The sequence below is a fragment of the Lysinibacillus sp. fls2-241-R2A-57 genome (assembly GCF_030209535.1).
Classification (GTDB): Bacteria; Bacillota; Bacilli; order Bacillales_A; family Planococcaceae; genus Lysinibacillus.
The window spans coordinates 1-24,827 of sequence record NZ_JARVRU010000197.1 but is presented as its reverse complement, the minus strand read 5'-3'; the positions used below and the strand labels follow the sequence as shown (position 1 = coordinate 24,827).

The 24,827-nt window shown below is 34.9% G+C and carries 24 protein-coding genes and 1 other RNA gene; 17 read left to right on the top strand and 8 right to left on the bottom strand.

Annotated elements, in window-relative coordinates; genetic code table 11:
* Positions 1–99 precede the first annotated feature (99 nt).
* Positions 100–1,287 carry a Ger(x)C family spore germination protein gene (locus QRN68_RS24010; protein ID WP_285399742.1) on the bottom strand — a complete coding sequence of 396 codons (1,188 nt, stop codon included), beginning with the start codon at positions 1,285–1,287 and terminating at the stop codon, positions 100–102.
* A gap of 587 nt (positions 1,288–1,874) precedes the next feature.
* On the opposite strand from QRN68_RS24010, the gene QRN68_RS24005 reads away from it, so the two are divergent.
* The 4 genes from QRN68_RS24005 to QRN68_RS23990 all read left to right on the top strand — a co-directional run bounded on the left by QRN68_RS24005 (position 1,875) and on the right by QRN68_RS23990 (position 4,363).
* Entirely contained in the window at positions 1,875–3,056 is a 1,182-nt protein-coding gene (locus QRN68_RS24005; protein ID WP_285399741.1) for a NupC/NupG family nucleoside CNT transporter, read from the top strand.
* 365 nt (positions 3,057–3,421) lie between these two features.
* Entirely contained in the window at positions 3,422–3,901 is a 480-nt protein-coding gene (locus tag QRN68_RS24000; protein ID WP_285399739.1) for a DUF2975 domain-containing protein, read from the top strand.
* A gap of 8 nt (positions 3,902–3,909) precedes the next feature.
* On the top strand, positions 3,910–4,119 hold the full coding sequence (locus QRN68_RS23995; protein ID WP_285399737.1) for a helix-turn-helix domain-containing protein: 210 nt from the start codon (positions 3,910–3,912) through the stop codon (positions 4,117–4,119).
* A gap of 25 nt (positions 4,120–4,144) precedes the next feature.
* On the top strand, positions 4,145–4,363 hold the full coding sequence (locus QRN68_RS23990; RefSeq protein WP_285399735.1) for a DUF3955 domain-containing protein: 219 nt from the start codon (positions 4,145–4,147) through the stop codon (positions 4,361–4,363).
* Between the two features lie 336 nt (positions 4,364–4,699).
* On the opposite strand, the gene QRN68_RS23985 is transcribed toward QRN68_RS23990, so the two are convergent.
* Complete coding sequence (locus QRN68_RS23985; protein WP_285399734.1) at positions 4,700–5,254, bottom strand: delta-aminolevulinic acid dehydratase; 555 nt, start codon at positions 5,252–5,254, stop codon at positions 4,700–4,702.
* A gap of 439 nt (positions 5,255–5,693) precedes the next feature.
* On the opposite strand from QRN68_RS23985, the gene QRN68_RS23980 reads away from it, so the two are divergent.
* From QRN68_RS23980 to QRN68_RS23965, 4 genes are all read left to right on the top strand, one after another.
* Positions 5,694–5,828, top strand: a complete 135-nt coding sequence (locus tag QRN68_RS23980) for a hypothetical protein (RefSeq protein ID WP_285399732.1) — start codon at positions 5,694–5,696, stop codon at positions 5,826–5,828.
* 527 nt (positions 5,829–6,355) lie between these two features.
* Positions 6,356–6,661 (top strand): helix-turn-helix domain-containing protein, encoded by a 306-nt coding sequence (locus QRN68_RS23975; RefSeq protein WP_285399730.1) that lies wholly within the window; start codon positions 6,356–6,358, stop codon positions 6,659–6,661.
* 55 nt (positions 6,662–6,716) lie between these two features.
* Positions 6,717–7,493, top strand: coding sequence for an ImmA/IrrE family metallo-endopeptidase (locus tag QRN68_RS23970; RefSeq protein ID WP_285399729.1), 777 nt, complete (start codon positions 6,717–6,719; stop codon positions 7,491–7,493).
* Positions 7,494–7,526: 33 nt separating this feature from the next.
* Entirely contained in the window at positions 7,527–8,228 is a 702-nt protein-coding gene (locus tag QRN68_RS23965) for a hypothetical protein (protein ID WP_285399727.1), read from the top strand.
* A gap of 15 nt (positions 8,229–8,243) precedes the next feature.
* Here QRN68_RS23965 and QRN68_RS23960 read toward each other — a convergent pair whose 3' ends face one another.
* Complete coding sequence (locus QRN68_RS23960; protein WP_285399726.1) at positions 8,244–8,432, bottom strand: hypothetical protein; 189 nt, start codon at positions 8,430–8,432, stop codon at positions 8,244–8,246.
* 408 nt (positions 8,433–8,840) lie between these two features.
* Positions 8,841–9,033, bottom strand: a non-coding RNA gene (gene ssrS, locus QRN68_RS23955) — 6S RNA.
* A gap of 246 nt (positions 9,034–9,279) precedes the next feature.
* Here ssrS and QRN68_RS23950 point away from each other — a divergent pair.
* The gene (locus QRN68_RS23950; RefSeq protein ID WP_285399725.1) at positions 9,280–9,618 is read left to right on the top strand and encodes a zinc ribbon domain-containing protein YjdM; all 339 of its coding nucleotides are present in this window, start codon (positions 9,280–9,282) and stop codon (positions 9,616–9,618) included.
* An 81-nt stretch (positions 9,619–9,699) separates the two neighbouring features.
* On the opposite strand, the gene QRN68_RS23945 is transcribed toward QRN68_RS23950, so the two are convergent.
* Entirely contained in the window at positions 9,700–10,212 is a 513-nt protein-coding gene (locus tag QRN68_RS23945) for a zf-HC2 domain-containing protein (RefSeq protein WP_285399724.1), read from the bottom strand.
* 104 nt (positions 10,213–10,316) lie between these two features.
* Positions 10,317–10,955, bottom strand: coding sequence for a YfbR-like 5'-deoxynucleotidase (locus QRN68_RS23940; protein WP_285399723.1), 639 nt, complete (start codon positions 10,953–10,955; stop codon positions 10,317–10,319).
* Between the two features lie 265 nt (positions 10,956–11,220).
* Between QRN68_RS23940 and QRN68_RS23935 the strand changes: the two genes are divergently transcribed.
* Positions 11,221–11,661, top strand: a complete 441-nt coding sequence (locus QRN68_RS23935; protein ID WP_285399722.1) for a hypothetical protein — start codon at positions 11,221–11,223, stop codon at positions 11,659–11,661.
* 142 nt (positions 11,662–11,803) lie between these two features.
* Entirely contained in the window at positions 11,804–12,100 is a 297-nt protein-coding gene (locus QRN68_RS23930; RefSeq protein WP_285399721.1) for a hypothetical protein, read from the top strand.
* A 94-nt stretch (positions 12,101–12,194) separates the two neighbouring features.
* Here the strand turns inward: QRN68_RS23930 and QRN68_RS23925 are convergent, their stop codons facing one another.
* On the bottom strand, positions 12,195–15,239 hold the full coding sequence (locus QRN68_RS23925; RefSeq protein WP_285399720.1) for an ATP-binding protein: 3,045 nt from the start codon (positions 15,237–15,239) through the stop codon (positions 12,195–12,197).
* Positions 15,240–15,370: 131 nt separating this feature from the next.
* Positions 15,371–16,480, bottom strand: coding sequence for a response regulator (locus tag QRN68_RS23920; RefSeq protein WP_285399719.1), 1,110 nt, complete (start codon positions 16,478–16,480; stop codon positions 15,371–15,373).
* A gap of 535 nt (positions 16,481–17,015) precedes the next feature.
* Here QRN68_RS23920 and QRN68_RS23915 point away from each other — a divergent pair.
* The 6 genes from QRN68_RS23915 to QRN68_RS23890 all read left to right on the top strand — a co-directional run.
* Positions 17,016–17,825 (top strand): LysM peptidoglycan-binding and 3D domain-containing protein, encoded by an 810-nt coding sequence (locus QRN68_RS23915; protein ID WP_285399718.1) that lies wholly within the window; start codon positions 17,016–17,018, stop codon positions 17,823–17,825.
* A 224-nt stretch (positions 17,826–18,049) separates the two neighbouring features.
* The gene (locus QRN68_RS23910; protein WP_285399716.1) at positions 18,050–18,601 is read left to right on the top strand and encodes a superoxide dismutase family protein; all 552 of its coding nucleotides are present in this window, start codon (positions 18,050–18,052) and stop codon (positions 18,599–18,601) included.
* 755 nt (positions 18,602–19,356) lie between these two features.
* Positions 19,357–20,349, top strand: a complete 993-nt coding sequence (locus QRN68_RS23905) for a TAXI family TRAP transporter solute-binding subunit (protein WP_285399715.1) — start codon at positions 19,357–19,359, stop codon at positions 20,347–20,349.
* Positions 20,350–20,519: 170 nt separating this feature from the next.
* Positions 20,520–21,035: a DUF1850 domain-containing protein gene (locus QRN68_RS23900; protein ID WP_285399714.1), complete on the top strand. Its 516-nt coding sequence runs from the start codon at positions 20,520–20,522 to the stop codon at positions 21,033–21,035.
* Positions 21,032–23,071, top strand: coding sequence for a TRAP transporter permease (locus tag QRN68_RS23895; RefSeq protein WP_285399712.1), 2,040 nt, complete (start codon positions 21,032–21,034; stop codon positions 23,069–23,071). The genes QRN68_RS23900 and QRN68_RS23895 overlap by 4 nt, the downstream gene beginning before the upstream one ends.
* A 363-nt stretch (positions 23,072–23,434) precedes the next feature.
* The coding region (locus QRN68_RS23890; protein WP_285399710.1) for a leucine-rich repeat protein at positions 23,435–24,827 on the top strand (1,393 nt) is incomplete at its 3' end.

The window sequence follows — 24,827 nt, the reverse complement described above, 5'->3', positions numbered from 1 at the left end:
TATACAGGATGGAAGATGGTTATTTGAAAGAAAGTTAGAAAACGCGTCATTTTATAAAATTTGGCAGTCATCTAGAAAAAATGCTTCATCAATTTTGTTTTATTCTTGTGGGATAGGATTAACCAAGGTCGCTGTCCCGAATGTGTGGACATTAACGTCAACATTGACTTCTAACTCTGGAAATATTGTTGACCAATCATCTTTAATAGTATCCCATGCTTGATAATCTTCTCTATGAAGTACTTCTCCAAAGTTTAAAATATCAACTTGATAATCTTTTTTAATAGTATTAATGGTTTGTTCAATATTTCCTTTAATATAGTTTGCAGTTCTTTTATCAATCATTTTTAAAGTTTTTTCCTCTGATAAATCAATGTTACATTTTACTTCTGCAACATTTTGTTCAATATCAATTTTCACATTTATTTTTGGAATCCCATTTTCAAATTTTCCATGAATAGTTGTTTTAGATTTTCCTATTTCTGTTGTTATAGATCCTTTATTAGGACAGGAGGTATTTATGATTGTGCTTTTAATATTATCCATTAAAAAATTGTAATAGATACTTTCTGATTCAGTTAAAAAACCAATTAATTTATCCTTTTTAAATACTCCGAATCCAATGAAATGTAATACTGCTGACGTCTCAATTCTTTCAACATTATCTGGACCTTTACCTTTTTCTTTGTCTCCAACTAATTCTATCGCTGACAAAACAGTACTTTTGTGCTCGCCGCCCAATTCAGAAATTAAATCTTCAGTATCAATAAATTTTGTTGAACCCCAAGCATCTTGGGAAGCAAGAGTGGAATTTAGCATCTTTTTTGCTGGTAATTTTTCAATAGGTGTTAAGACACTTAAAATATCTTTAGCAGTAGAATTATATGCTACAACAAAGTTAAAATCGCTTCTAATTGCTTGGTCTCTAGCCATAAAATCTAGAGCTTCCGCAATTCCTTCAGATGCAAATTCTTCCCCAAAAACGACCAATTGCATGTGAGTGAAATAGGCTCTCCTTGGAGTAGTTGTAGTTAATTTCCTAACAGCTTCAAATAAGGATTTTCCAGTTGTATGATAGGTAGCAACTGGCGATTGACCACCAGAAGATTTACTGCCAGACATTTCACCAGCATTGACAATTTGAACAGAAATATAATATTCATCATTGATTTTATCTATACCTAAAGCAGAAACAATAGCTAGATCACTTAATTCACGCTTACTCCAACAACCACTTAGTAATAGCGTAAATATTACTAGAAAAATTACTATTAACGATTTTTTCATTTTAATATTCACCTCTTCAAGTAAACTATTAAGAGGATGAACAATTTTTTGAAGAAATATACTAAAAAATTAGATGATAAGAATATTCTAGAAAACTAGCGTAAAACCTTACAAAGGTTACAGTTGAACATTAGTTAAGACCAAGATAATCGTGTCTGGTCTTTTTTTTATGAATTTTTTTAGTTCATGTAGTACAGGGGAATTAATTGTTATCTCAGGCCTCTTCAACAAGAAGGAAGAATGGGTATTTTGATGAAGGGTGATTGTGAAATATTACGCTAAAACGAACGGAGTAGGTTTGTTTAACTTTTTTTAAAAACGACGGACATAATATATCGAAAACCTCACACAATAAATAAAGTTTTAACATGAAGAAAGTGATTACATATTTTTTTCTATTAACTATTGAATAACTAGTGAAAAAACTGTTATAGTGAGAATGTTTGTCTGACGTCTGACCACGAGATTGTCTTCTAGTTTAAAAATTATGGACTATTTTTCCAGTTTCGATATTAAAAATAAGAAGCGAAAAAATGCGTTTTGAGGTCGAATGTCTAAAAATTATCATTATATTTATGGAGGAATTTATGAGATATTTAATATCCATTTGTGGATTACTACTTGTTTTTGGTTTAGCATTGTTAATGAGTAAAAACAAGAAAGAAATAAAATATAAAAATATAGTTATTATGTTAATTATCCAATTTCTATTGGCAATATTATTGCTAAATACAAAATTTGGTTATGTACTAATCAAAGGAATAACAAATGGTTTTAATCAATTATTGTCTTACGCAAATACTGGTATATCATTTGTTTTTGGAGGTTTAGCGAATAAAGGAGAATTTTCCTTCTTTCTAGGTGTATTATTACCAATTGTCTTCATATCTGCATTGATAGGGATCTTGCAGCATTTTAAAATTCTGCCTTTTATCATGAAGGGAATAGGTTTACTATTAAGTAAAATAAGTGGTATGGGGAAATTGGAATCATATAATGCTGTAGCTTCTGCAATTGTAGGTCAATCTGAAGTATTCATTACTGTAAAAAAACAATTAGATAAGATCGCTCCACAGCGAATGTATACATTATGCGCATCGGCAATGTCGACTGTTTCTATGTCAGTTGTTGGAGCATATATGACGATGATTGAACCAAAATATGTTGTAACGGCAATTGTGTTGAATTTGTTTGGTGGATTTATTATTGTTTCAATCATTAATCCGTATACAGTTGAAGAAAGCGAAGATATCTTAACGATTGAAGATGAGCATAAGCAAACTTTCTTCCAAATGCTTGGAGAATATATTATGGATGGATTTAAAGTAGCCGTTATTGTTGGAGCCATGCTTATTGGTTTCGTAGCATTAATGGATTTAATCAATTCACTATTTGATATGATTTTCGGTGTATCTTTCCAAGACATATTAGGTTATATTTTTGCACCAATTGCTTTCCTAATGGGTGTACCGTGGGCAGATGCTGTTACTGCTGGGGGAATCATGGCAACCAAATTAGTAACGAATGAATTTGTTGCAATGGCAAGCCTTGGAGAAGTAGCTAAGTCAATGAGTGCACATACACTAGGTATTATTTCTGTATTTCTTGTATCCTTTGCAAATTTTGCATCGATCGGTATTATTTCCGGAGCGGTAAAAGGTTTGAATGTAAGGCAAGGGGATGTAGTTGCTCGTTTTGGCTTAAAGTTGTTGTACGGAGCAACACTTGTTAGTATCTTAACGGCTACAATTGTTGGTATCGTTATTTAATTTAGAAAAAAGAAGCGGTTGTCCAATATCGATTATACTAAATTCCAAACGTTTGGGTTTATGCCTTCCACACATCTGTGGAGGGCTTTTATTATGCATTCAAATGAAAAAAAGGATTGGTGTATTGTCGCAATCATCTCTTATGCAGTGGAGAGATCTGTGATTATATTAAATCGATCTCAGGAATTATGGGTGTTATTGTAAACCGTAATTTATTGTGAGTATCTGGTGTTTTTTTATGATGATCTAAATTAGGGGTATTTATAGAAAAAGGATAATTATTTATTGTTTTACGATAAAAAAGTATTGACTAAGGATGTGATATCGATTATTCTAACATTAGAAAGTTGAGAAAGCGGTGAGATATGAAACAGAAGGAATTAGCAAAGTGGCTAAAAATAATTATCGTATTTTGTTGGTTATTTGGTTTGTTGTTCTGTATCTTTGTTGGACCAGAAACAGGGAAGAATATATTGCTAGATTTTGATTCCTTAAAAGAGTTATATAAACCTTTTGTTGCTTTTATATGGATAACCGGCATTCCTTACTTTTTTGCTTTATGTATAGGTTGGAGTATCTGTTCAGATATTAATGTAGGTAACGATTTCACATTAAAAAATGCAAATAGGCTAAAGTTTATAACTGTTTTAGCAATGACAGAAGGAGTTTTATATGTTATCGCACTGCTTTATGTATTTATTAGTGGGAACTACAATACTAATCTTTTAATGATTCTTTTGCTTATTCTATTTTTTGCAGTAGTTATTTCTGTATTTACTTCTTTGCTTTCTTATTTGATGGGTAAAGCAAGTGAACTTAAAGAGGATAATGAATTAACGGTTTGAGGTGTAACATGGTTATCATAGTTAATCTTGATGTGATGCTAGCGAAAAGGAAAATGAGTGTTACGGTATTATCGGAAAAACTGGGTATCACAATGGCAAACGTCTCGATTCTAAAAAATGGAAAAGTAAAAGCAGTTAAATTTTCAACATTAGAAAAAATATGTGAAGTATTAGACTGTCAACCAGGTGATATTTTGGAATATAAAAAAAATAATTAAACTAACTTTAATGGAGGAAGATATTATGAAAATGAAATATGTAATCGCATCGACACCAATTCTTTTAGGAGTAATCTGTTTTATTGCAAAGGCTATCATTGGAAGTAGTGTAGCTGCTGATGGCACTTTAGAAGAACCTTTCTTCTTAATTCCAATAGGCTTTTTACTATTCTTCTTAGGGATTGTGTCATTAGCTGGTGTAGCATTGATTTCAATGTTTAAGAAAACACAAATTTCAAACTAAAATATTTTAAAAGGCTACTAACCGTTTAAACAAATAACCAGGCGCTCATCGTGAGTACCTGGTTGTTTTTTCGTTCGTTTTATAGGAATACTTTGAGGATTTATCGAAACAAAATCGCTCTTTATCGAAACTATTTGAGCTTTTATCGAAACAAAATCTCATTTTATCGAAACTATTTGAGCTTTTATCGAAAAACAAGCACTTTCTATCAAGAAATCAACTACAGTTATGGTGAAGAGTTTGTAGCGTAGGGCTACTCGACGCTCCCGTAGTGGAAATCAGAGCCATCTAATTTAATTAGGAGGAAAAAAACAACACACCTGATAAAAGATATGTTTACGATAAATAAAGCTGATACATTGAAGTTTCTTCATCCAAAGATTTTGCAATGTCAAAAGCTTCTTGCTGAGTTTTGTTATTTTGAATAATTTCATACATAAATCGTATTAAAAACATTAGATTTGCATTGCCATCTATGTAATCATTTGGAGCGATATAAGAATGACAGCCACTTTTTAAAAATGCTGATGCTAATTGTTCAACACCTAATGTACAGCCAGCCGCGATAACTTTTATATCATTTAATTTTGAATAACGCATTACTTCCTCAGGACCAAAAAATTCTCCTCGGGGCTCGTCTCCTTCATAAGCATCTTCTCCTAGCTCATTCATACATAATCTACCTTCATCACCATGGAAATCTAGAATTAAATAATCAATCTTTTCGTCTCGATCTTCTCCTGATAACAAATCTATAAGGTCATTGGGTCTGCCTATCCAATGTACTGTAACTCTTGCTCCAAAGTACTCAAGGGTTGAACGTAAGGTATACGCTTCCATATCAGTATTTGGACCAACTGCTAAACTAACATATAATTCTGGTTTACTCATTCTAAAAACCCCTTTTATTATATTTCTATTCCGAGGGCGCTTTGTTGCTACTGCTACGCTTTCGCACAGAGCAAAGCTTCCTGGAGGTGTCCGAAATACTGGTTATATAACAGTATTTTACAATTATAAATTATAATTGTTTGGAAATTATTTAACAAATAATCGTCCCCATAAATAAGAAACTTAAGAGACAAAAAATAGATAACCTTACTTAATCCGCTAGTACGTTTAAAGACGTATTTGTAAGTGCCAATAGAAAGGGAATAGGGTGTTTAAGTAATAAATCTAATAAATCATCATATATAAAAGAAACAGCTAATAGAGAATGTCCTGTTCCGGTTTATCCTATATTAACGGACCTAATGAGCGTGAAGTTGTACACAAATAATAGATCAAATATAGAAAATTGGCTGGAATGGTAGAGAGGGGAATATAAGATATGGAAGAACAAAAACAAATGACTATGTATGATATTTTAGAACAACCAATTAAAAAACCGTCCACAGATGTTAATAAGACTGTTGATAAGAAATTAAAAGGTCCTCGTAAAAAAGGGTATATTGTGAGGAGATAGTATTGATATGTGTTAAGTTAGCAGCAATAAAAATAAAGCATACTTACACTTTGGAATGAAATTCATGCAGCTTTAGAGGGAAGTGATACTGATAATAATTAGGGATTGTATTCACATACTGTTAATACAGAAATAGTTGGATTAATGCGCTACTATCGGTTAAGCTACCGGAGTTATGAAAAGAGATAAATGATGAGTTGATGAAGTGTACTTGAAAATTAATCAAAGCATATATTTTGTCTAAGTGTGTTTTAATGCTTAACCTTGTTTGATACAGGTTTGTTTAATCTTGCGAACTCAAGCTAACGGAGCGTCATCCATACAGAAAAATATTAATAAACTAATTATTTAAACTTAATTATTTGGAATGTCTTTTTAAATAATTTGAATAACTGGGTTCTGCGATTTTTATAAATTTATTATCTTGTGTTAAATGTGTTTATTTGTTATGTTTAAGGTGGTGAGGGATTTATCTTTTAGGATTAATATTTTATCTATCGTATCGATTTTTAAAGGGAGTGTTGTATATGAATATTAATGCCGTTGTTGTGGAGAAATTAAATCAATGGAAAAATGAGAGCGGGATTACTAATCGTGAATTGGCAGAAATGCTAGGTGTTACAGACGCATTGGTTGGTCAATATTTAAACCGGAAAAAACAATTACCTAATACAAGATTTGAACAAGTAGCCCAAATAATAGGTGTCACTTTAGATGATTTATTAGCAGGAGAAGAACCATACAAAATACATTTACGCGGTAAAATATCTAACTTTTCAGGGCAACTTGGAATAGACAGAGTTATTTCTAAAATTGAGGAACAATACCTCTAATAATGAATAATTTAATTTAATCTAATTTTATATTTTTTATCGAAAGGGTGATAAGATGTCAGAAAAAATAAAATTCACTGATCTTCTAATGGAGTTTGGTGAACAATTAGCTGAAATTACAGCTAGGCGTATGTTAGAAAATAATTTCGGTTCATCCACTTTTATCGGAGCCTATATTGAGCAGTTTGTGAGAAATTTAAGTAAATCAGCAATTATCTATGAATATATGAATGATCCATTTTTATTTGGTGGGAAAGTTCAATATTATAAAGATGGAAAAGAAGACAGTTATGTTTTTATTAATACATATCAATCGTATAGAGTTCAATACTTTACTTTAGCTCATGAATTATTTCATTTAACTCCTGAGCATGAGAAATTAATTAAAGCGTTTGATGCGAACAATTCTAACAATGATGAAAATCTAAAAAAAGTCGTTGAACGTTCAGCGGATCGTTTTGCAGCGACTTTATTATTACCGGAAAACTTAGTTAAAGGTATTTGGGAAAAACTCATTGATGAAGTGAAAGACCAAGAAAGAATTATCTATAACCTTGCAGACATGAGTTGTGCACCGTATGAAGCTGTTGCGAGAAGATTAGTTGAGTTAAACTTACATACATCAAGAAAGTTAGACAAATCATTTAAAGACAAAATCAAGAATTATAAAGATAGTGATTGGGAAAAAGAGCGCATTGATTTTATGGCTATCCCTAGTCCTCTTGATATTGCAATAATTGATAATGAAAAGCTGTATAAGCAAAGAATAGAAGACACTACTCCTAATCCCTCAACTTCTGATGAAGAAGATCCGTTGAAGGAATTTTTATAGAATAGTACTGGTTATAATTGGAAGGTGGTGAGGGTGAAAATGAAGAAGGGATACGGCTTACGTAATACCAATAAAGTATTAGACGCAAATGTATTTTTTAGTACTTACTACTCTAATGATTTTAGTTTTATACGATTATTGGACAAACTAGGTGGTATTATGTTCGTTGATGCTGCTGTTCTTGATGAATTGTTAGTAACCAATAAATTTCAACCGATTTTAACCGATTTATTTCAGCGGGGAATATTGATTTTATGCGATCCAGAAAATAAATATTCTGAAATTTCTGATACGATTGAATTGACAGATGAAGAACGAAGTATTTATCGTTTTGAACTAAGAAATATTAGGTCTGAATTCAACAAAATTGAAGCAGCTAAATCTAAAGCAAATCCTAATCGTCGGAAACCTAAAAATGATGGGGAAGCTGCATCACTTGCTTTAGCTAGAGTTCTGCATTTACCCATTATCTGTACAGATGATACGAGCGTTCCGCATGTAATTAAACAGTTAGAATTGCAAATTGTAACTAATTCTGATAGTGAAGAAAAATCTGAGTTTATTCGAACATATGGATTATATGATTTGTGTGAAGAGTTAATTATAGGTGGGGTAGTCACAAAGACAGCGTTGAAAAAAATCTATAAAAATGCAATAAAAGGCGACCGGAATGAAGAACATAAGTTGGGTAAATTCAACTCAATTCCAGAACCAGTAAACATAACGGACAAATGAAATACATATTAGAGGCTAGGACAAAACCTCATTTTTCTGCAGCGAAATTGGAGTAGAGCGCAACGCAGCGACAGAAATCTTTAATGAGCTGCAGTTTTGAGATTTGTCGAGAACTTTTGATTGTTTATCCAACTTTATCGATTTATCAACCAACTTTTTTAATTTATCGACCAACTTTTGAAAAATATCGACATCTATCTTCATGCAACGCTCTCGGACCGCACTAATGATTTACGTCGCTTATGACAAAAACATATTTTTTTACGCAAAATTTAAAAACTTAACATCAAAAAACGCGAGAAATCAACGTTTCTAAATTGAATTATCGTGCTTTTTAAGGTTTTAACCAGTTTTGTCCCACCCACTTTAAATTTTTCTTTAAATAATTGAACTGAGATTTTATTCAGGGAAAATAATTGGTGAAGTGCCCAATGAGAAGTAAACACCAGAATTACTTTGTTTTATGTTTTGAAACAATCTTTTAAAAAACATCCTCTCTCATACGATTTTAAAACACACGATATGCACAAGACACGAAAATCACATAAAAAAATCACCCTCCAAATAATGAAGGGTGATTCACTCAAAAGCCATGTGGCTGTATGATCAAATTAAAAAGCCGCGTATGCCGTAGTTATTATAGAAAGTTTTAAACCACCACTCCTCAAAGTGGGTGTTCGCAGAAGCTTTCCTGCTTATCCTCATGCACCTTGGTGTGAGGCCCGTCATTCCAACTCCAATAATAAAACTCCCTTTTACAGCTTAAAGGTTAAAACTTAATATTGTACGAACAATGCAGCCTTTAAGGATATAATAAAGGATGATAAACAAACTTGCAAGTAAGATGGTTTGCGTAAAAAAGTCAATGGGCGAGAGTTCCAAATCATTTAAGACTGGAATGAAAATCCCCCAAAATACTTGAAGCTGCTCATATATTATTCACAAATGAGAACGAAAAATACGAACAACCTTTGCTAAATAGGACGAATTATGTAAAGATAGGAGCATAAATAGGATTTACCTAGTAAAAAAGTTAAGGGAGGAAGCTGAATTGGCAGCATATCCAAATTGTCCGAAATGTAATTCTGAATACACTTATGAGGATGGAACGAATTTTGTATGTCCAGAATGTGCGCATGAGTGGAGCGCAGATGCTACAGAGCAGGAGTCAGATACACTAATTGTAAAGGATGCACATGGCAATCTACTTGCAGACGGTGATTCCGTAACAGTTATTAAGGACTTAAAGGTTAAAGGTAGTTCTTCAACATTAAAAATTGGGACAAAGGTGAAAAGCATTCGTCTCGTTGAAGGAGATCACAATATTGACTGTAAAATCGATGGCTTTGGTGCAATGAAATTAAAGTCAGAGTTCGTTAAAAAAGCATAATCACTATAAAAAGAGTCGAGGAAATGAAGAGCCCCAACCAAGGAAACGGTGTTGGGATACTATTCAAAACCGACTCTTTTTTTATTTTTTCAGCCTACGCAACATAATAGCAAAAGCAGCGCCGATTAGTGCAAATATAGTATGTAAAATAGCGATGTAGCTAGCTCCAATCAACAGTGTCCCAATTTCCGTAAAGGAATAGTTAGTGACGTAGAGTGGATTATTAATATTATGGATGATGGCCCATACGAAAACAGGTACAAAGCTAATAGCAAAAACAATCCAAATGTTTTTGTAAAAGAAGTAAGTAAGACAGCCAAAAATTGCGTATGATACAACAAAGCTTTTATGATTGCCTAGTAAGGATGAGTTAATGGCAAACATAAAGGACAGTACGATAAAAACAAGATGGAAAAATGTTACCGTTCTTTTCATCGGTAAATGATGCTCGCGTGATTGCTCTGAAGTAGCGAGCTGACGACAATGCTCACAATTAGCTAAATGTTGTTCGATAAATTCTATAGTATGTGCTTGGAGCGTTTGATTTTTATACAAAGGTAATAAATCTTCTACAATTGAACAATCCTGTGCCAAAGGCTTCCCTCCAATCGATCTCTTACCATTATACGACTTTTTTTGAGAAAATAAAAAAAGCCTTCCGTGAGTTAATTCGTCGGAAAACTTGTACATGCACCATATTAATTTGATGTTAATACTTCATTTGTCAAAGCTTGAATATCAATATGTGTTTTTTCCTTCACAGCATCCTTCAAAATCTCAGTACGGAAATAGTGAACCGAAGCTTCGAGGGGGATCACTAAAAGTTTGGTAAGAGCTGTTTGATACATATAGACAAATTCTTTGTCGGTGTTTCCGCGCTTTAATTCAGCAAAGGCTTCATAAAATTGGTCAAGCTTATCAGCAAATTCAAGTAGACGACCTTCTAATGTGCTGTCCTTGCCTTCTTTCATTCGCTCAAAGAAGATAGCTTGAAATTCTTGTGGAATCTCATTGATAATGAATTTTTCCATCATTTTTTCTTCTACATGGGCAAGCATTTGTTTAAGCTCGGGGCTTGCATGCTTTACTGGAGTTTTAATATCGCCGATAAACACTTCGGCAAAGTCGTGATTGATGGTTTTTTCATATAACGATTTCCAATTTACCGTAGCTCCATTCATTTCCTCAAGTGTAGCGAAGAACATGGCGTACTGTGATACCTTCCAAGAGTGAGCAGCCACATTATGCTCTTCAAATTTGAAGCGTCCTGGGCAACGAATAATACGCTCTAGGTCATTAAGGCTTGTAAAAAATTGATGAATTCCTATAAAAATCACTCCTTTTCGTTCTATATGTGCATGTTACTATAATCCATACCCTCTTTGTGCAGATTTCAAACAATTTAACAATGATTCAATTTGCGTTTACAAATGATTCACAATTGCCGATAAAGCACGCATATGTTGGGTGCTATAATGAGGGGGACTGACATCCGCTGGAGGCTTTAACTACTTTCAGCAAATGTCTTTTGTACCGAAAGCGTAGCGACAGGTGCAGGTGTTTAAACACCCACTGAAAAAGTTAAAAAGGGAGTATGCACCAATGATTTCAATTTATACACTTCTTCTTTATATACATATTTTAAGTGCTATTCTTTCGATTGGGCCTTTGTTTGTAGTTTTACCAATTGTTAAGAAAATGCGTACAGCATCCCGTGTTGAGATGTCACCGTATATTGAGGCTTTTAAAGGAGCAATTACAATCGTCAAGCATTCGGGACATGTTCTTGTTGCATCGGGTATTTTATTAATGTGGCATGCAGGCTATCATTGGAGTACCTCGTGGATTGTTCTTACATTTCTTGTGTTGCTTGCCTCCATTGTTTTTTTGGCAAGAGCGTTCAAACCGACTTTACGAACATTTAATACACCTGCCTATGACCAACAAAAATTTGCTTCATTACTACATCGAAAAGCATGGATGTACATTTTCTTATTGCTCATTATGTTATGGCTAATGGTAGCAAAGCCTGTACTTTGGTAAAGGATGAAAAAATTCGCACCCTGAGAGGAGTGCGAATTTGTCATAGTGTTGAAAAATTCAAGGAGATCTTTGTGACTGTTGTGGCGGCTGGGCGACTCCTTGGAGATCAGCGTCACTAGATGAGACCTTGGAGCGCAAGCGGATGTTTTCTGTGCGAAAGCGGAGTGTTAACGTAGCGGCAGCAAATGTTTTATCTGTGCGAAAGCGAAGCGACAGCAACAATTGTTTTATCTGCGCGAAAGCGAAGCGACAGCGGCAAATGTTTTCTGTAGCGAAAGCGAAGCGTCAGCTACAAATGTTTTATCTGCGCGAAAGCGAAGCGTCAGCGGCAAATGTTTTCTGTAGCGAAAGCAAAGCGTCAGCTACAAAGCCTCCAGTCGGAACGGAAATTAACCCACGTAATGTGATTATCCTTCTTTATGCTTTTAATGCACCCTGATTTTTAAAAATCCATAAAATTCTTCGGTAACTTGAAGTTAAAGAGAAGAGCCACCACAAACTCATTTGAGAAGGTGATGGCTCTTTAATTTCGTTCAGTTAATTTTGGGAATGTGGAAGGTGATAGTTGTTCCTTCATTTAGTGTGCTATTAATTTGCAATCTCTGTCCATAAATCCTCTTAAGACGTAGATCTGTATTACGTATACCTACACCAGATTTTGTTGAATAACTACCTGATTGTAGCTCATCTAATTTACTCGGATCTATCCCAACGCCATCATCTATAACACTTATTGCTACATAATCTGGAAATTCCTTTATACGGATACAAACTGTTCCGCCTTCTTCCTGTTTTAAGACACCATGCTGAATCGAATTTTCTACAATAGTTTGTAAGGAGATAGGGGGAATTTCAATGTTTACAATGTCATCAATATCCCATTCGATGTTTAACAATTCCCCAAAGCGTTGCTGTTCAATATAGAGATATGATCGCACTAGCTCTAGTTCATCCTTAAGTGGTACTACTCGTTGTAGATTTCGCACATCAAAGCTTGCGTGTAGATATTCACCGAAATGATGCATTAAGTTAATCATTCGATCGGTATCAATCGTACTAAGTGATGCGATTGTATTTAATGTATTAAATAAAAAATGTGGCTGTATTTGAGCTTGAAGCCATGCTGTTTCCAAATATAGTTGTTGATTGATGCTATATTTCAAATCAATTAACGCTCTGCTTCTTACTTTTAGCTCTATAGAATTAATGGGCTTTGTAACATAATCATTTGCTCCACGAACCAAACCAGTATAAACATCCTCAGGATAATTACGTGCTGTTAGCAATAAGATAGGTAATTCAAGTAATGAGTAATGCTCTCGAATAATTTCAATTAATGCATAGCCAGAAATATAGGGTAGCATCGCATCGATAATGACTAAATCCCACTCATCTTGCTGTAATACTTCTAATACCTTTTCGCTGCTAGTAATAGTAGTAACAGCATATTCTGTTGTAGCGAATAAACTACGCATAATTGTTAAGTTTACAGAATCATCATCGACCATTAAAATTTTAAATTGTTTTTCCACTATGTTTGATAACGTATTTTCTTCAACAGGGGAAAATATGTCCTCTTGCTCAATGTAGGATTGCTCCTTACTTAGACTTTCCTCTGCTAATGGTAAGGTGAAATAGATATCCGATCCTTTGTTAGGAATGGAATGTATTTGTAAAGTTCCTCCGTGCAATTCGATGAGCTTCTTTGAAATTAATAACCCGATACCGATCTCATCGTAGTTGTCATTTCCTTGTTCGGAAGGGGAAAATAGACGACTTCGAATGTCATCAGTCATACCTAATCCGGTGTCACGAATATGGATTACAGCCAGATCATTTTCCGTATGTGCACTGATTTCTATAGCACAAGCACCTGTATATTTAATGGCAGTGTATAAAAAATTAAAAAGAATTTGGATCAATCGATTTTCATCGGCCATTACATTAGGAAATGTTCTAGAAATGGTAGATTTCATTTGAATTTGTTTTCCACTTGTTATAAAGCGTAACATGTCAAAAACACCATAAACTACAGCTTGAATGCTTACGTTTTTTTTATTGAGATGTAAATACCCTTCCTTTAAACGAGTAAAATCAAGTATGTCATTTAATGTAAAGGACATGCTTCTCCCAATATCAATTAAAAGCTTTAGGTTTTGTTTATCATCAACTGCAAGCTTATTGTTTGGATTATCATAAATGGTCTGTCCTAACGTAATCATTTTATTCATAGGATCCCATAGCTTTTGTGAACTATTGGATAAAAATTCATCCTTTAATGCATTGTCTTTTTGTAATGTAGCATTCAATTGATTAATTTGCTCTTTATTTTCAACAAAATGTTTAAACCAATAACTCGAAAAACCGAGCATGACAAATAAATAATCGAATGGATAAATTGGTATATCAAAAGCATAAATGGATTTGACAAACCCCCATATAATCCCATTTGTTGAAGCGAGAGCCGTCAGTGCAATAAAAGCAGAGCTCTTTTTTTGATTTTCAAGATACTCTCTTAAAGCGAGTGCTACTACAAATAAAAATGAAACGCCATAAAGTATAAAGAAAAGGAAATTTATCGTGTATAACCAATCAATTGGTAAAATGACAGTTAAGAATACGCCAAGGACATAGAAAGCAAGAATCCACTGAAAGCATTTAGCATTACGATATTTGACTAGTAAAACACGCATAAATTGAACAAAGAAAAAAGAAGCTCCGAGATAAATGATGGTAGATAATTTAAACGACCATACATAATCAAGATGTAACCAAGCAAGTATGGAGCGATCATATGAAATTATTTCATCTGCTAAAGGCAAAAGAAAACCTACTGTGAAAAGTAATACAATTGGCTTTCGATAAATAAATAGGAACACAAGAATACTAAAAAGTGCGAACATTACAAGCATTACTGAAATGGTAGTAAGAGATATATCGGTAATTAATTCGTGATGTGCCATAGCTGATGCAGAGCTAAATAGTACTCTTTTAGTAATGATAGGACTTGCGGGTGTATCAAAGTTTGATACATGTAAAATTAAGTCAATTTCAGGCTGTTCATTCGTAAAATAAACAGTATAAGGAGCGGCTTGCCCTTTATGACTAGTTGAATCAGTAGCGACTTTTCCTGACTGACCAACCAGCTCCCCATTAATATATAATGTTGAAGCAGTAGACACTGCAGGAATCCGAATGGCATAAAGATTATCTTTAGGTGCATTATGATTGAGTAAAATTTTTAAATGGTATGTACCATATCGTTGTGTCGTTGCCTCAGAATTTCGCATGGGAATCGTTTGGATTGTCTGCTCGGATAATCGGGGATATTTGTTATTGTCCATGTTTAAGGGATCTATTAATAACCCGGGATAGTAGAGCCATTCACCATTTAAGTGAAGAATTTCTTTATCGGATAGCTGCTGATTATGAATATCAAATATACCTTCCTGGGCAATCGGTTGATTACTCGTAGGGAGGAAGAGTGCTAACCATAGTAAACGGAATGTAGTAAGAACTATAAAAATTATTAAAATGAAAAGTGAATGTCGTATTGTCGCTTTTTTTAACAGTGACATATGGACCTCCTGAATTTTAGAAAGTTACCATGCATGAAGAAAGAAAAAAGATAAAAAGGCATCGAGAGTGAACTGTCTCGATGCCTTTTGTGGAAGGCTTGAGTATGCTTTTCATTTGAATTTATTGTCATTTATACTTCCAATGATATCGCATTAAAAAGCTCAGTTGTTTCGTGCTCTGGTAAAATACCGAGATCAGCTACCAAGGTACTTTTAAAGGTATTGTAAACCTTTATTGCACTTGCTCGATTATCCACATCGATATAGTGTTTTATTAGCTGTTGGATGTTTCTATCGGAATATGGATTATGTTCGAGCGTTAAAAGTAATATATGCTCTCGTTTTTTTACATCATGTATTGCTGTATAATGCTCTACTAAATCATGAAGTAAAAGAGAAAATTGGTTGTTCATGAAATTTGCTTTGCTAGTAACCCAAGGATAATCTAACGTGGCCATATATTGACCCTGATAGTTTTGTATTAGTGCCTCAGCTTTCTCTATATCAAGCTTTCCGGTCTCCATTTTATTATTTAAAATATGCTCTAAAATATGGGCATCACATTGAAAATTCTCTAGTTGTAAAATATAGCAGCCATTTGCATACTGTATGACTTCTAAATAGCCTAATGTAGAAAGCGTAGTGCGCAGATAGGAGACTGTTGTATGTAACTGCACTCTTGCCTTTTTATAGTCCGTCTCTGCCCATAAAGCATCGATAACTGTATCACGAGGAACATGGCTATTAAGATTGGAAAAAAGAAAGGCAAATAATTCTTTTGTTTTAACCGTTCTCCAATGGATGGCTTTGTCATCGTGTAAGACAACGAATCCTCCAAAACATTGTATCGTTAGTGATTTATTTTTTATTAGTGTAGGAGTCGATTTTTCTTCTAGGTGGAGGAGTTCTTGGATTCTATTAATAGTTGTCTCTAGACGAGCTTTTGAAATAGGCTTTAATAAATAGTCAAGGGAGTTAATTTCAAATGCTTGGACAGCATAGTCTCGATACGCAGTGACAAATACGATATGGATATTTTTGTTCCATTCTTTTAATACCCGCGCAATTTCTAAACCATTCATGCCGGGCATTTCAATATCTAAAAATGCTACTTGAAAATCCAAGCTTGGACCCTCTGCAAGCAAATCTTTTACATTTGTAAAGGATTTAATGACCTCTATTGAATTAAATTCCTTTAACTTTTTCTCCATGTTTATAAGAGCTAATGGCTCATCGTCCATTACTATCACTCTAATCAAAAAGGGCACCAACTTTCAAATATTATGAAGTGAAGAACTTAAAGTGAAATTGGTTAAATGAAATATCAATAACTGACCCTTTATACGGATGTGTGGTCACTTGCTGCTATAACAGATCTTCTAAAAAGTCGACGGTAGCTGCTGTATTTAAATTGAGCGCACTTTACATAACACTCATTTGTACAGTTTGTTGTAGCTCCATAATCTGAGAAGACATTATTGTATTAATTTCCACCCTACATTCCCCTTTAACATATTATCGGTTAAAATTATTGATTTTCCAACGTATAAAAGTTGCATATAAAATATCAGTAGTTTTTCCGTAAAAATCTCTTACTTACTAAAAATATGATTGATATTGTATATTTTTCCGTTTTTATAGAAATAATTCGTAATATCAGGTCCATTGTCCTGAGTGATTAATTGCATTCTCTAGCATTGCTTGCATAAAAGAGCCCAACTCTAGTGTGCTAGCAGCAGATTGCAAAATTATAAAAAATGGAGGTATTACAAAATTATGAAGAAACAAGCATTAGCATTAGCTGTAACATTGACTTTAGGTATTAGTTTATTTGCAAGCCCGTCTTCCGCTGAGGACAAACTTAATGTTTTGCCAGACGACGTATTATGGGGAATCTCGAAGATTTACGATTTATCTGCAGGAGAATTTGAGCTATTAAATGAAATAGAACCGAAATGGTTTAATTTTGAAAAAAAATCAAATGAAGATGACACGAAAAATGAAAAAGCATCGAAAGACCAACATCACATTGTGCATGGGGATACATTATTTTCAATTGCCCGTGAAAATAAAGTGTCGGTGGATGAGCTGAAAGAATGGAATAACCTCTCATCTGATGTAATTTATGTAGGCGAATTGTTAGCTATTAAAGCATCGGCAGCACTGCCTAAAACTTCTGTAAGCAATACTAAAAAGATAGCAACAACGTCAAATACAAAGCCGGCAACAACAACAAATACAAAACCAGCAACAAAATCAAATACCAAACAAGCAAGTGCTCCAGCGAATGCGTCAGGCAAAACGCTAACAATGCGGGCGACTGCCTATACAGCGTATTGTGAAGGGTGTTCGGGGATTACAGCGAATGGAACAGATATAAGATCTAATCCAAACTTAAAGGTAATTGCTGTAGATCCACGTGTTATTCCTCTTGGTACTAGGGTTTGGGTTGAAGGTTATGGCGAGGCAATCGCAGCAGATACTGGCGGAGCAATAAAAGGCAATAAAATTGATGTATTTATTCCTACTGAAGGACAAGCTCGTCAGTGGGGTGTTAAAACCGTAACTGTTAAAATTTTGAATTAATGTATGTAAAGGGATGCCTCGTTGAATTGGGCTCATCACCACACGTTATGATGATGAGCCTAAATTGGAGATATCCTTTTTATTTTGTTTCAATCGAAATGCCAATCTCTATAGCTCACAAGGTTGCAAAATTTACTGCTTTGCCAATGATTCACAAAATTCTAATCAAAATTGCATAAGTAGGAGGATTGTTGGCAAACATCAGAAATAGAGGAGGGATTTTTATGAAAAAAATGGGCTTACTAATTATTTTCTTATTAGTATTTGTCGGTGGTTGTAATTTCTTTGAGAAGAAGGAGCAAAAAGTAGCGGTTAACGCAAATTCAGCACCAACTGCAACTGCGAAAGTCATCGGTAAAAATAATGAAAGCTATGGAAATGCATATTTTCAGGAAGAGGATAATGGGGTAAGGGTGACACTCGCGCTATCTGGATTGCCTACCGGAACGCATGGCATTCATATTCATTCAGTTGGGAAGTGCGAGCCACCAAAGTTTGAATCAGCAGGCCCACATTTTAATCCGACACAAAAAGAGCACGGAAAGGATAACCCTAAAGGCTATCATATGGGGGATCTTCCAAATCTAGAAGTTGGCGAAGATGGTAATGTAGATATGAACTTCTTAGCTGAAGGGTTAACATTAGATAAAAATGCTGCAAACTCATTGTTGGGTGGAGAAGGTACTTCATTAGTCATTCATGAGTCAGAGGACGATTATAAAACAGACCCTGCTGGTAATTCTGGTGAAAGAATTGCTTGTGGCGTAATTCAATAAAGAAAATGAATCGACTGTATCTGAAGTAAATCACTTTAGATACAGTATTTTTTTTGCAAGCGTGTTGATTAACCATTTTTATACATTCAAAGAGGCTGATTTCCGCTACGGGCTACTCGCTTTCCTGCGGGCGAGCGTCGAGCCGCTTCCTCCGCTCTGCTCCGTGCAGGGTCTCGTCTGTCTCGCTTTCCCGCGGGAGTCGAGTAGCCCTACGCTACAATCAGTTAAAATGGAAATGTATTGGCAAAGTGGTAACAAAAAAATCCTTTTACCACTCAATAATAAACCTATTTTTTTCCTAATCAACACGCTTGTTTTTTTTGTTTAGTTAATAAAAATCGGCTCAGCGGACGCCCCTAGGAAGCTTTGCTCTGTGCGAAAGCAAAGCGTCAGCAACAAAATGTTTTATCTGTGCGAAAACGAAGCGACAGCAACAAAGCGCCTAGACGGAACGGAAATCAATCACACGTTTGGTAATGAGACATAAAAGAAAGTGAAAGGTCATTTTTTATAATTCGACATGCAATTTTTATACATTTGCTAGCTGAATTTGTTTTGTTAGAAAAAGAATTTAATAGTCTGAAATAGATAAATTAAGATTGAAGGAGTAATTGTTGAAATTCAGAAATGATTGTCGTTTAAGGTAAATAGCATAATTATAAATGACTGAATTTACAATAAATAGATTGACATTATTATACTATATTTGATAATTTTAAGTAGATTATTATTTTTAACCAAGGGGGAAGGTTACTTTGAAGAAAAAACAATTTAGGCTATTAATGCTATTAAGTGTCTTTGCGCTATTGATTTTAGCTGCATGTGGGTTGGGTAGTGGAACAGGTTCTAAGGACGCGAGTAAGGGGGATTCGACATCATCTGATAAGCCCAAATTTTTAAACTTATTAACAGGTGGAACACAAGGTACTTACTATGCACTAGGTGGAACGTTTGCTGATTTTATTTCTAAGGAAACAGGCATTAAAACAACTGCTGAAGTTTCTCAAGCGTCTGCCGCTAACATGACTGCTTTACAAGAAGGTAAAGGTGAAATTGCTTTTGTGCAATCAGATATTGCTTATTACGCTACTGAAGGAACAATGATGTTTGAAGGCAAAAAAATTGACTCGATTGCTGCTTTAGGTGCACTTTATCCAGAAACAGTACAATTAGTAACGACTGAAGCGTCAGGTATTAAAACTTATGCTGATTTAAAAGGGAAAAAGGTTTCTGTAGGTGCTCCGGGTTCTGGAACTTACGCAAATGCTGACCAATTACTTGAAATTCACGGTTTGAAAATGGATGATATCAAAGCCCAAAACCTTGATTTCGGTGAGTCTACTGACGGTCTTCAATCAGGCCAAATTGATGCAGCGTTTATTACTGCGGGTACGCCAACAGGTGCTGTTGAGGCATTAAACGCAACAACTAAAGTAAATATTATCGGTATGGATGCGGGTAAAGCTGATGAGTTAATTGCTAAATATCCTTACTATACAAAAGATACAGTAAAAAAAGGTACGTATGGTATCGCGAAAGATACTGAGACAGTTTCCGTGCTTGCAATGCTAGCGGTGAAAAAAGATCTTCCGGAAGATGTTGTTTATTCGATGACGAAAGCTATTTATGATAACGCAGGTAAAATTTCTCACGCTAAAGGTGAGTTTATCAAAGCGAAGACGGGTTTAGAAGGTATTAGTATCGATGTTCACCCAGGTGCTAAAAAATACTTTGATGAAAATAAATAACGCAATATTCGGACTTCGGTTTTAGATTCTATCAAACTATAGCTTATGGCGAGTAAAAAGTTATTTTCTTAAATACGAAGAGGCTCGGATTGCGTAAAGCTTCGAGTCTCTTTTCTTCCGTTAAGTTGCGCGTGAAAGTAAATAGCTTTTTAAGTGGGGGAACAGATGTAGTGCGAAAGAGAACATTAATAATTGTTTTAGTTTTTTTATGTATTTGCTTTAGTATAGTCATTTTTCTTCCTCTTCAAAAGGTATTTGCATTTACGGAAACACGTATAAATGATCCGCTAGTGCATTATATACCACTAACATCTGAGGATACATTCGAAATTAGATATACGCACTCTATCCATAAGACGGATGTGCTCGAACATTATAAATGTGTAGATGGAACAAATATTCAAATGTTAGGGATGGAGTATGAAAGTTTAGCAATCGGCATGCCAAGCTATGCAGAGAAAAATCAAACATTAACAGAACGAAATGGTAAATATTTTTTGCAGTTTGACAATGAAGTTATTGAAAATTTTACGATTTATATAGCCGATTTGGATTTAGATCTTGTATTAGAATACGAGGATTATGAATACGATTTAAAAAAAGATTTACAAAGGGGAAAATCCTATTTATTTGAGGTGAAGCGTTTATCACTTTATGAACAATGGAAAGGAGTAAGGATGAAATGACAACACAGCATAAATCAAACGACGAAGTAAAAAAAGAAGAATTTGAACAAATATCAGCCGAAGAGCAACAAGCAATACTTGAGAAATATGATATTGAATCCAATGTCCGAACGATTTCGGGCATTATGAAACATGTCATTTTCTTTGGACTATTAGCATTTTCATTGTTCCAACTTTATACAGCCATTTTTGGTCAGTTTCCAGCGCAGATCCAACGTACTATTCATTTAGGTTTTGGTTTGACCCTTATTTTCTTGCTATTCCCAGCTCGAAAAAAAGCGGCAAAGCATAAAATCGCATGGTTCGATTATATTTTAGCGGTATTATCTATTGTAGTAGGTTCGTATTGGACAGTAAATTATACAGAGCTAATTAACAGTAATGGTACCATTACACAAATGGATTTTATCGTTGGTTTAATAGCTATTGTATTGGTGCTTGAGGCAGCTCGTCGTGCAGTAGGTTTACCAATTACAATCATTGCTGTGTGTTTCTTAATATACGCATATTTCGGACCGTATTTCCCGGCATTTATGGCACACAGAGGGCAAGACTTCGAGAGTATTGTTAATCTCATGTATTTTACGACGGATGGTATCTTTGGAACGCCAATTAGTGTTTCGGCCACGTTTATTTTTGTGTTTTTACTTTTTGGGGCATTTCTTGTCAAAACAGGTGTTGGTCAATACTTTAATGATCTAGCTGTAGCTCTTGCGGGTAAATTAATTGGTGGTCCAGCGAAAGTAGCGGTATTTTCTAGTGCGCTTCAAGGTATGATTTCAGGAAGCTCCGTAGCAAATGTAGTAACATCTGGATCGTATACGATTCCGATGATGAAAAAGCTTGGGTACCGTAAAGAGTTCGCAGGTGCAGTTGAGGCGGCTGCTTCTACAGGTGGACAGTTAATGCCGCCGATTATGGGGGCCGCAGCGTTTTTAATGGTTGAGTTTATCGGGCGTGGAATAACGTATTGGGATATTGCGAAGGCGGCTGCGATACCTGCACTGCTCTATTTCACAGGTATTTGGATTATGACGCACTTCGAAGCAAAACGTGTAGGCTTAAGAGGCTTACGTGATGATCAAATGCCAAATCGTCGAGAAGTATTTAAGAAAATTTACCTTCTATTGCCGATTATCGCAATCATCGTTTTAATGTTAACGGGTACACCAGTAATGCATGCTGCACTATACGGTATTCTTATTTCTATTGGTGTTTCGATGTTTGATAAAGAAACGCGTTTAAAGCCAATGGATATTATTGATGGTTTAGTTGAAGGTGCACGCACAGCACTTGGTGTAGTAGCGGCAACGGCTTGTGCAGGTATTATCGTAGGGGTAGTTGTAAAAACAGGTTTAGGCCTAAGTTTAGCTAATAGCTTAGTAGAATTAGCGGGCGGTAGTATTATTTTAACGCTGATTTTTGTAATGATTGCCTCTTTAATTCTTGGGATGGGCGCTCCGACAACAGCGAACTACGTAATTACGTCAACAATTGCTGCTCCAGCAATTGTGGCATTATTATCGCCGAATACACCACAGGAATTAGTACCAGTTGTTGTCTTATTATCGGCACACTTCTTTGTGTTCTATTTCGGAATTATTGCTGATATAACACCGCCAGTGGCACTTGCTGCTTTTGCGGCTTCTGGAATATCTGGTGGAGACCCGATTAAAACGGGTGTAAACTCAGCGAAACTTGCTATTGCAGCGTTTATTATTCCATACATGATCGTATTTTCACCTGCATTACTAATGATTGATACAACAATACCTGAAATTTTATGGGTAGTATTCACGGCCGTTACAGGAATGGTAGCTATAGGTGCAGGAGTAATAGGTTACTGGTACCGTAAAATGCTATGGATAGAACGTATTATTGCAATTGCTGCTGGCTTATTGCTTATTTACCCAGAAAAATTCTCGGATTGGGCAGGGTTAGCAATCTTTATTGTTATGTTTGTTATTCAATATGTAACACAGCATAAAGGTGACAGTGATGACAATCAAAATGGTAAAACGAGTGTTACGGCTTAAGCGAGAGGTAAAAAGGGCTTAGGTCCGTTATCATATTAAATAATAAGAATTTGCTCATTTTCTGAGTTAGTAAGTGCATGCTTTGTAGTGTCTACAAGGAATTTGCTTAACTTACAAGCTAAGGGAATCGAGTAGATTCTTTTTCTTTTGTAGCTGAAAAATGAAAGAGAATAAGAAGCACCTACATAACTTAGAGGTGAAAAAAATTCAATTAAACTGATTATCAAAATATGTTCAAAAACCGGAAAAAGTTGATTTGTATGTTTTTGTGAGAATTGTTAGTGTTGATAACTGTAATAAAAGTAATCCAATTAAAGGTAGCTAACCTTTATTATTTTCAATGCTTTGAAAGGAGATTTCTAAATGAAAAAAGCAAGTTTACTATTAATTGTTATACTTTTAGTCTTTTCTCAATTGTCATTGGGTAATCTATCTGTTTATGCGACAAGCAACAATGAAAGTGATGTTGTACAATCGAGAAATTTCGAGGGTGAAAATATTTCAAAGGATAATGATGATGATAATAAACCACCACCACCACAAGATATTTTCATAACGAAGGATCTTGGTAATGGTGTTGCTATTATAAAGCATTATAGTACACCAAAGGATTATGTTATTATTCCTAGTGAAATCGAGGGGAAACCAGTAATAGAAATAGGGAGTTCAGCATTTTCTGGTAAGAAGCTAACTAGTGTAGAAATTCCGGCAAGTGTGATAACGATTGGAGAACTTGCATTTTCTACTAATAATTTAACGAACGTGGATATTCCATCGAACGTTCGAACGATAGGACAAAGTGCATTTTATAATAATCAATTAACAAGTGTAAAAATTCCTGAAGGCGTTAAGACGATAGAAGCGGCCGCATTTTACAATAATCGATTAACAAACGTAGAGATTCCATCTAGCGTAACAACGATACAGGATTTTTCATTCTACGGAAATCGATTAACGAGTTTAGAGATTCCGCGGGGTGTTACATCGATAGGAACATCAGCATTTAATGCAAATCCAATATCAAGTTTAGTAATTCCAGATAGTGTTACAACGATTAAGGGTAGTGCTTTTTACGATAACAGTCTTGATTTTGTAACGTTTAATGGTACACATAATTTCCAATGGACTGAAAAAAACTCTCCATTCAATCCACAAAAAAAGGGAGGGAGAACGTTCTTAGGTTGGTTTGAAAATGAGGATTTTACGATAGATTGGGATTACTCAGTAGGAAAACCAATGACAATTTATGCGAAGTGGAGCCATTACGCTGTTACTTTTGATTCTAACGGTGGAAGTGAAGTCCCGTCGGTAATGGTAGCATATAGCGAAACGATGAAAGCACCGCCGAATCCAGAGAAAGAGGGCTACGCATTTGAAGGTTGGTATAAGGATAAAGGACTAACAGAAGTATGGGATTTTGACCATGATGTAGTGATAAAAGATACAACGCTATATGCTAAATGGAAGAAAGCGAGCTATACAATCACTTTTGATGCCAATGGAGGAAGCGAAGTTCCATCCCAATCAGTAGGATCTGGTGAGTTAGTAAAGGTTCCTTCCACTCCGGTAAAAGAAGGGCACACATTTGCAGGGTGGTATAAAGACAAAGGGCTAACTAAAGCATGGAATTTCGATCAAGAGGTAGTGAAAAAAGATATAACGCTATACGCCAAATGGTCGAAAGTAAGCTACATCGTTACGTTTGATTCCAATGGAGGAAGCAAAGTTTCATCCCAATCGGTAGGATCTGGTGAGT

Bases quoted from the DNA above. Each gene is read 5' to 3' on its own strand.
- QRN68_RS23925 (WP_285399720.1), bottom strand. From the start codon at position 15,239: ATGTCACTGTTAAAAAAAGCGACAATACGACATTCACTTTTCATTTTA.
- QRN68_RS23990 (WP_285399735.1), top strand. From the start codon at position 4,145: ATGAAAATGAAATATGTAATCGCATCGACACCAATTCTTTTAGGAGTA.
- QRN68_RS24005 (WP_285399741.1), top strand. From the start codon at position 1,875: ATGAGATATTTAATATCCATTTGTGGATTACTACTTGTTTTTGGTTTA.
- QRN68_RS23935 (WP_285399722.1), top strand. From the start codon at position 11,221: ATGATTTCAATTTATACACTTCTTCTTTATATACATATTTTAAGTGCT.
- QRN68_RS23995 (WP_285399737.1), top strand. From the start codon at position 3,910: ATGGTTATCATAGTTAATCTTGATGTGATGCTAGCGAAAAGGAAAATG.
- QRN68_RS23930 (WP_285399721.1), top strand. From the start codon at position 11,804: ATGTTTTCTGTGCGAAAGCGGAGTGTTAACGTAGCGGCAGCAAATGTT.
- QRN68_RS23970 (WP_285399729.1), top strand. From the start codon at position 6,717: ATGTCAGAAAAAATAAAATTCACTGATCTTCTAATGGAGTTTGGTGAA.
- QRN68_RS23960 (WP_285399726.1), bottom strand. From the start codon at position 8,432: ATGAAGATAGATGTCGATATTTTTCAAAAGTTGGTCGATAAATTAAAA.
- QRN68_RS24010 (WP_285399742.1), bottom strand. From the start codon at position 1,287: ATGAAAAAATCGTTAATAGTAATTTTTCTAGTAATATTTACGCTATTA.
- QRN68_RS23980 (WP_285399732.1), top strand. From the start codon at position 5,694: ATGGAAGAACAAAAACAAATGACTATGTATGATATTTTAGAACAACCA.
- QRN68_RS23910 (WP_285399716.1), top strand. From the start codon at position 18,050: ATGAAAAAAATGGGCTTACTAATTATTTTCTTATTAGTATTTGTCGGT.
- QRN68_RS23915 (WP_285399718.1), top strand. From the start codon at position 17,016: ATGAAGAAACAAGCATTAGCATTAGCTGTAACATTGACTTTAGGTATT.
- QRN68_RS23975 (WP_285399730.1), top strand. From the start codon at position 6,356: ATGAATATTAATGCCGTTGTTGTGGAGAAATTAAATCAATGGAAAAAT.
- QRN68_RS23895 (WP_285399712.1), top strand. From the start codon at position 21,032: ATGACAACACAGCATAAATCAAACGACGAAGTAAAAAAAGAAGAATTT.
- QRN68_RS23920 (WP_285399719.1), bottom strand. From the start codon at position 16,480: ATGGACGATGAGCCATTAGCTCTTATAAACATGGAGAAAAAGTTAAAG.
- QRN68_RS24000 (WP_285399739.1), top strand. From the start codon at position 3,422: ATGAAACAGAAGGAATTAGCAAAGTGGCTAAAAATAATTATCGTATTT.
- QRN68_RS23985 (WP_285399734.1), bottom strand. From the start codon at position 5,254: ATGAGTAAACCAGAATTATATGTTAGTTTAGCAGTTGGTCCAAATACT.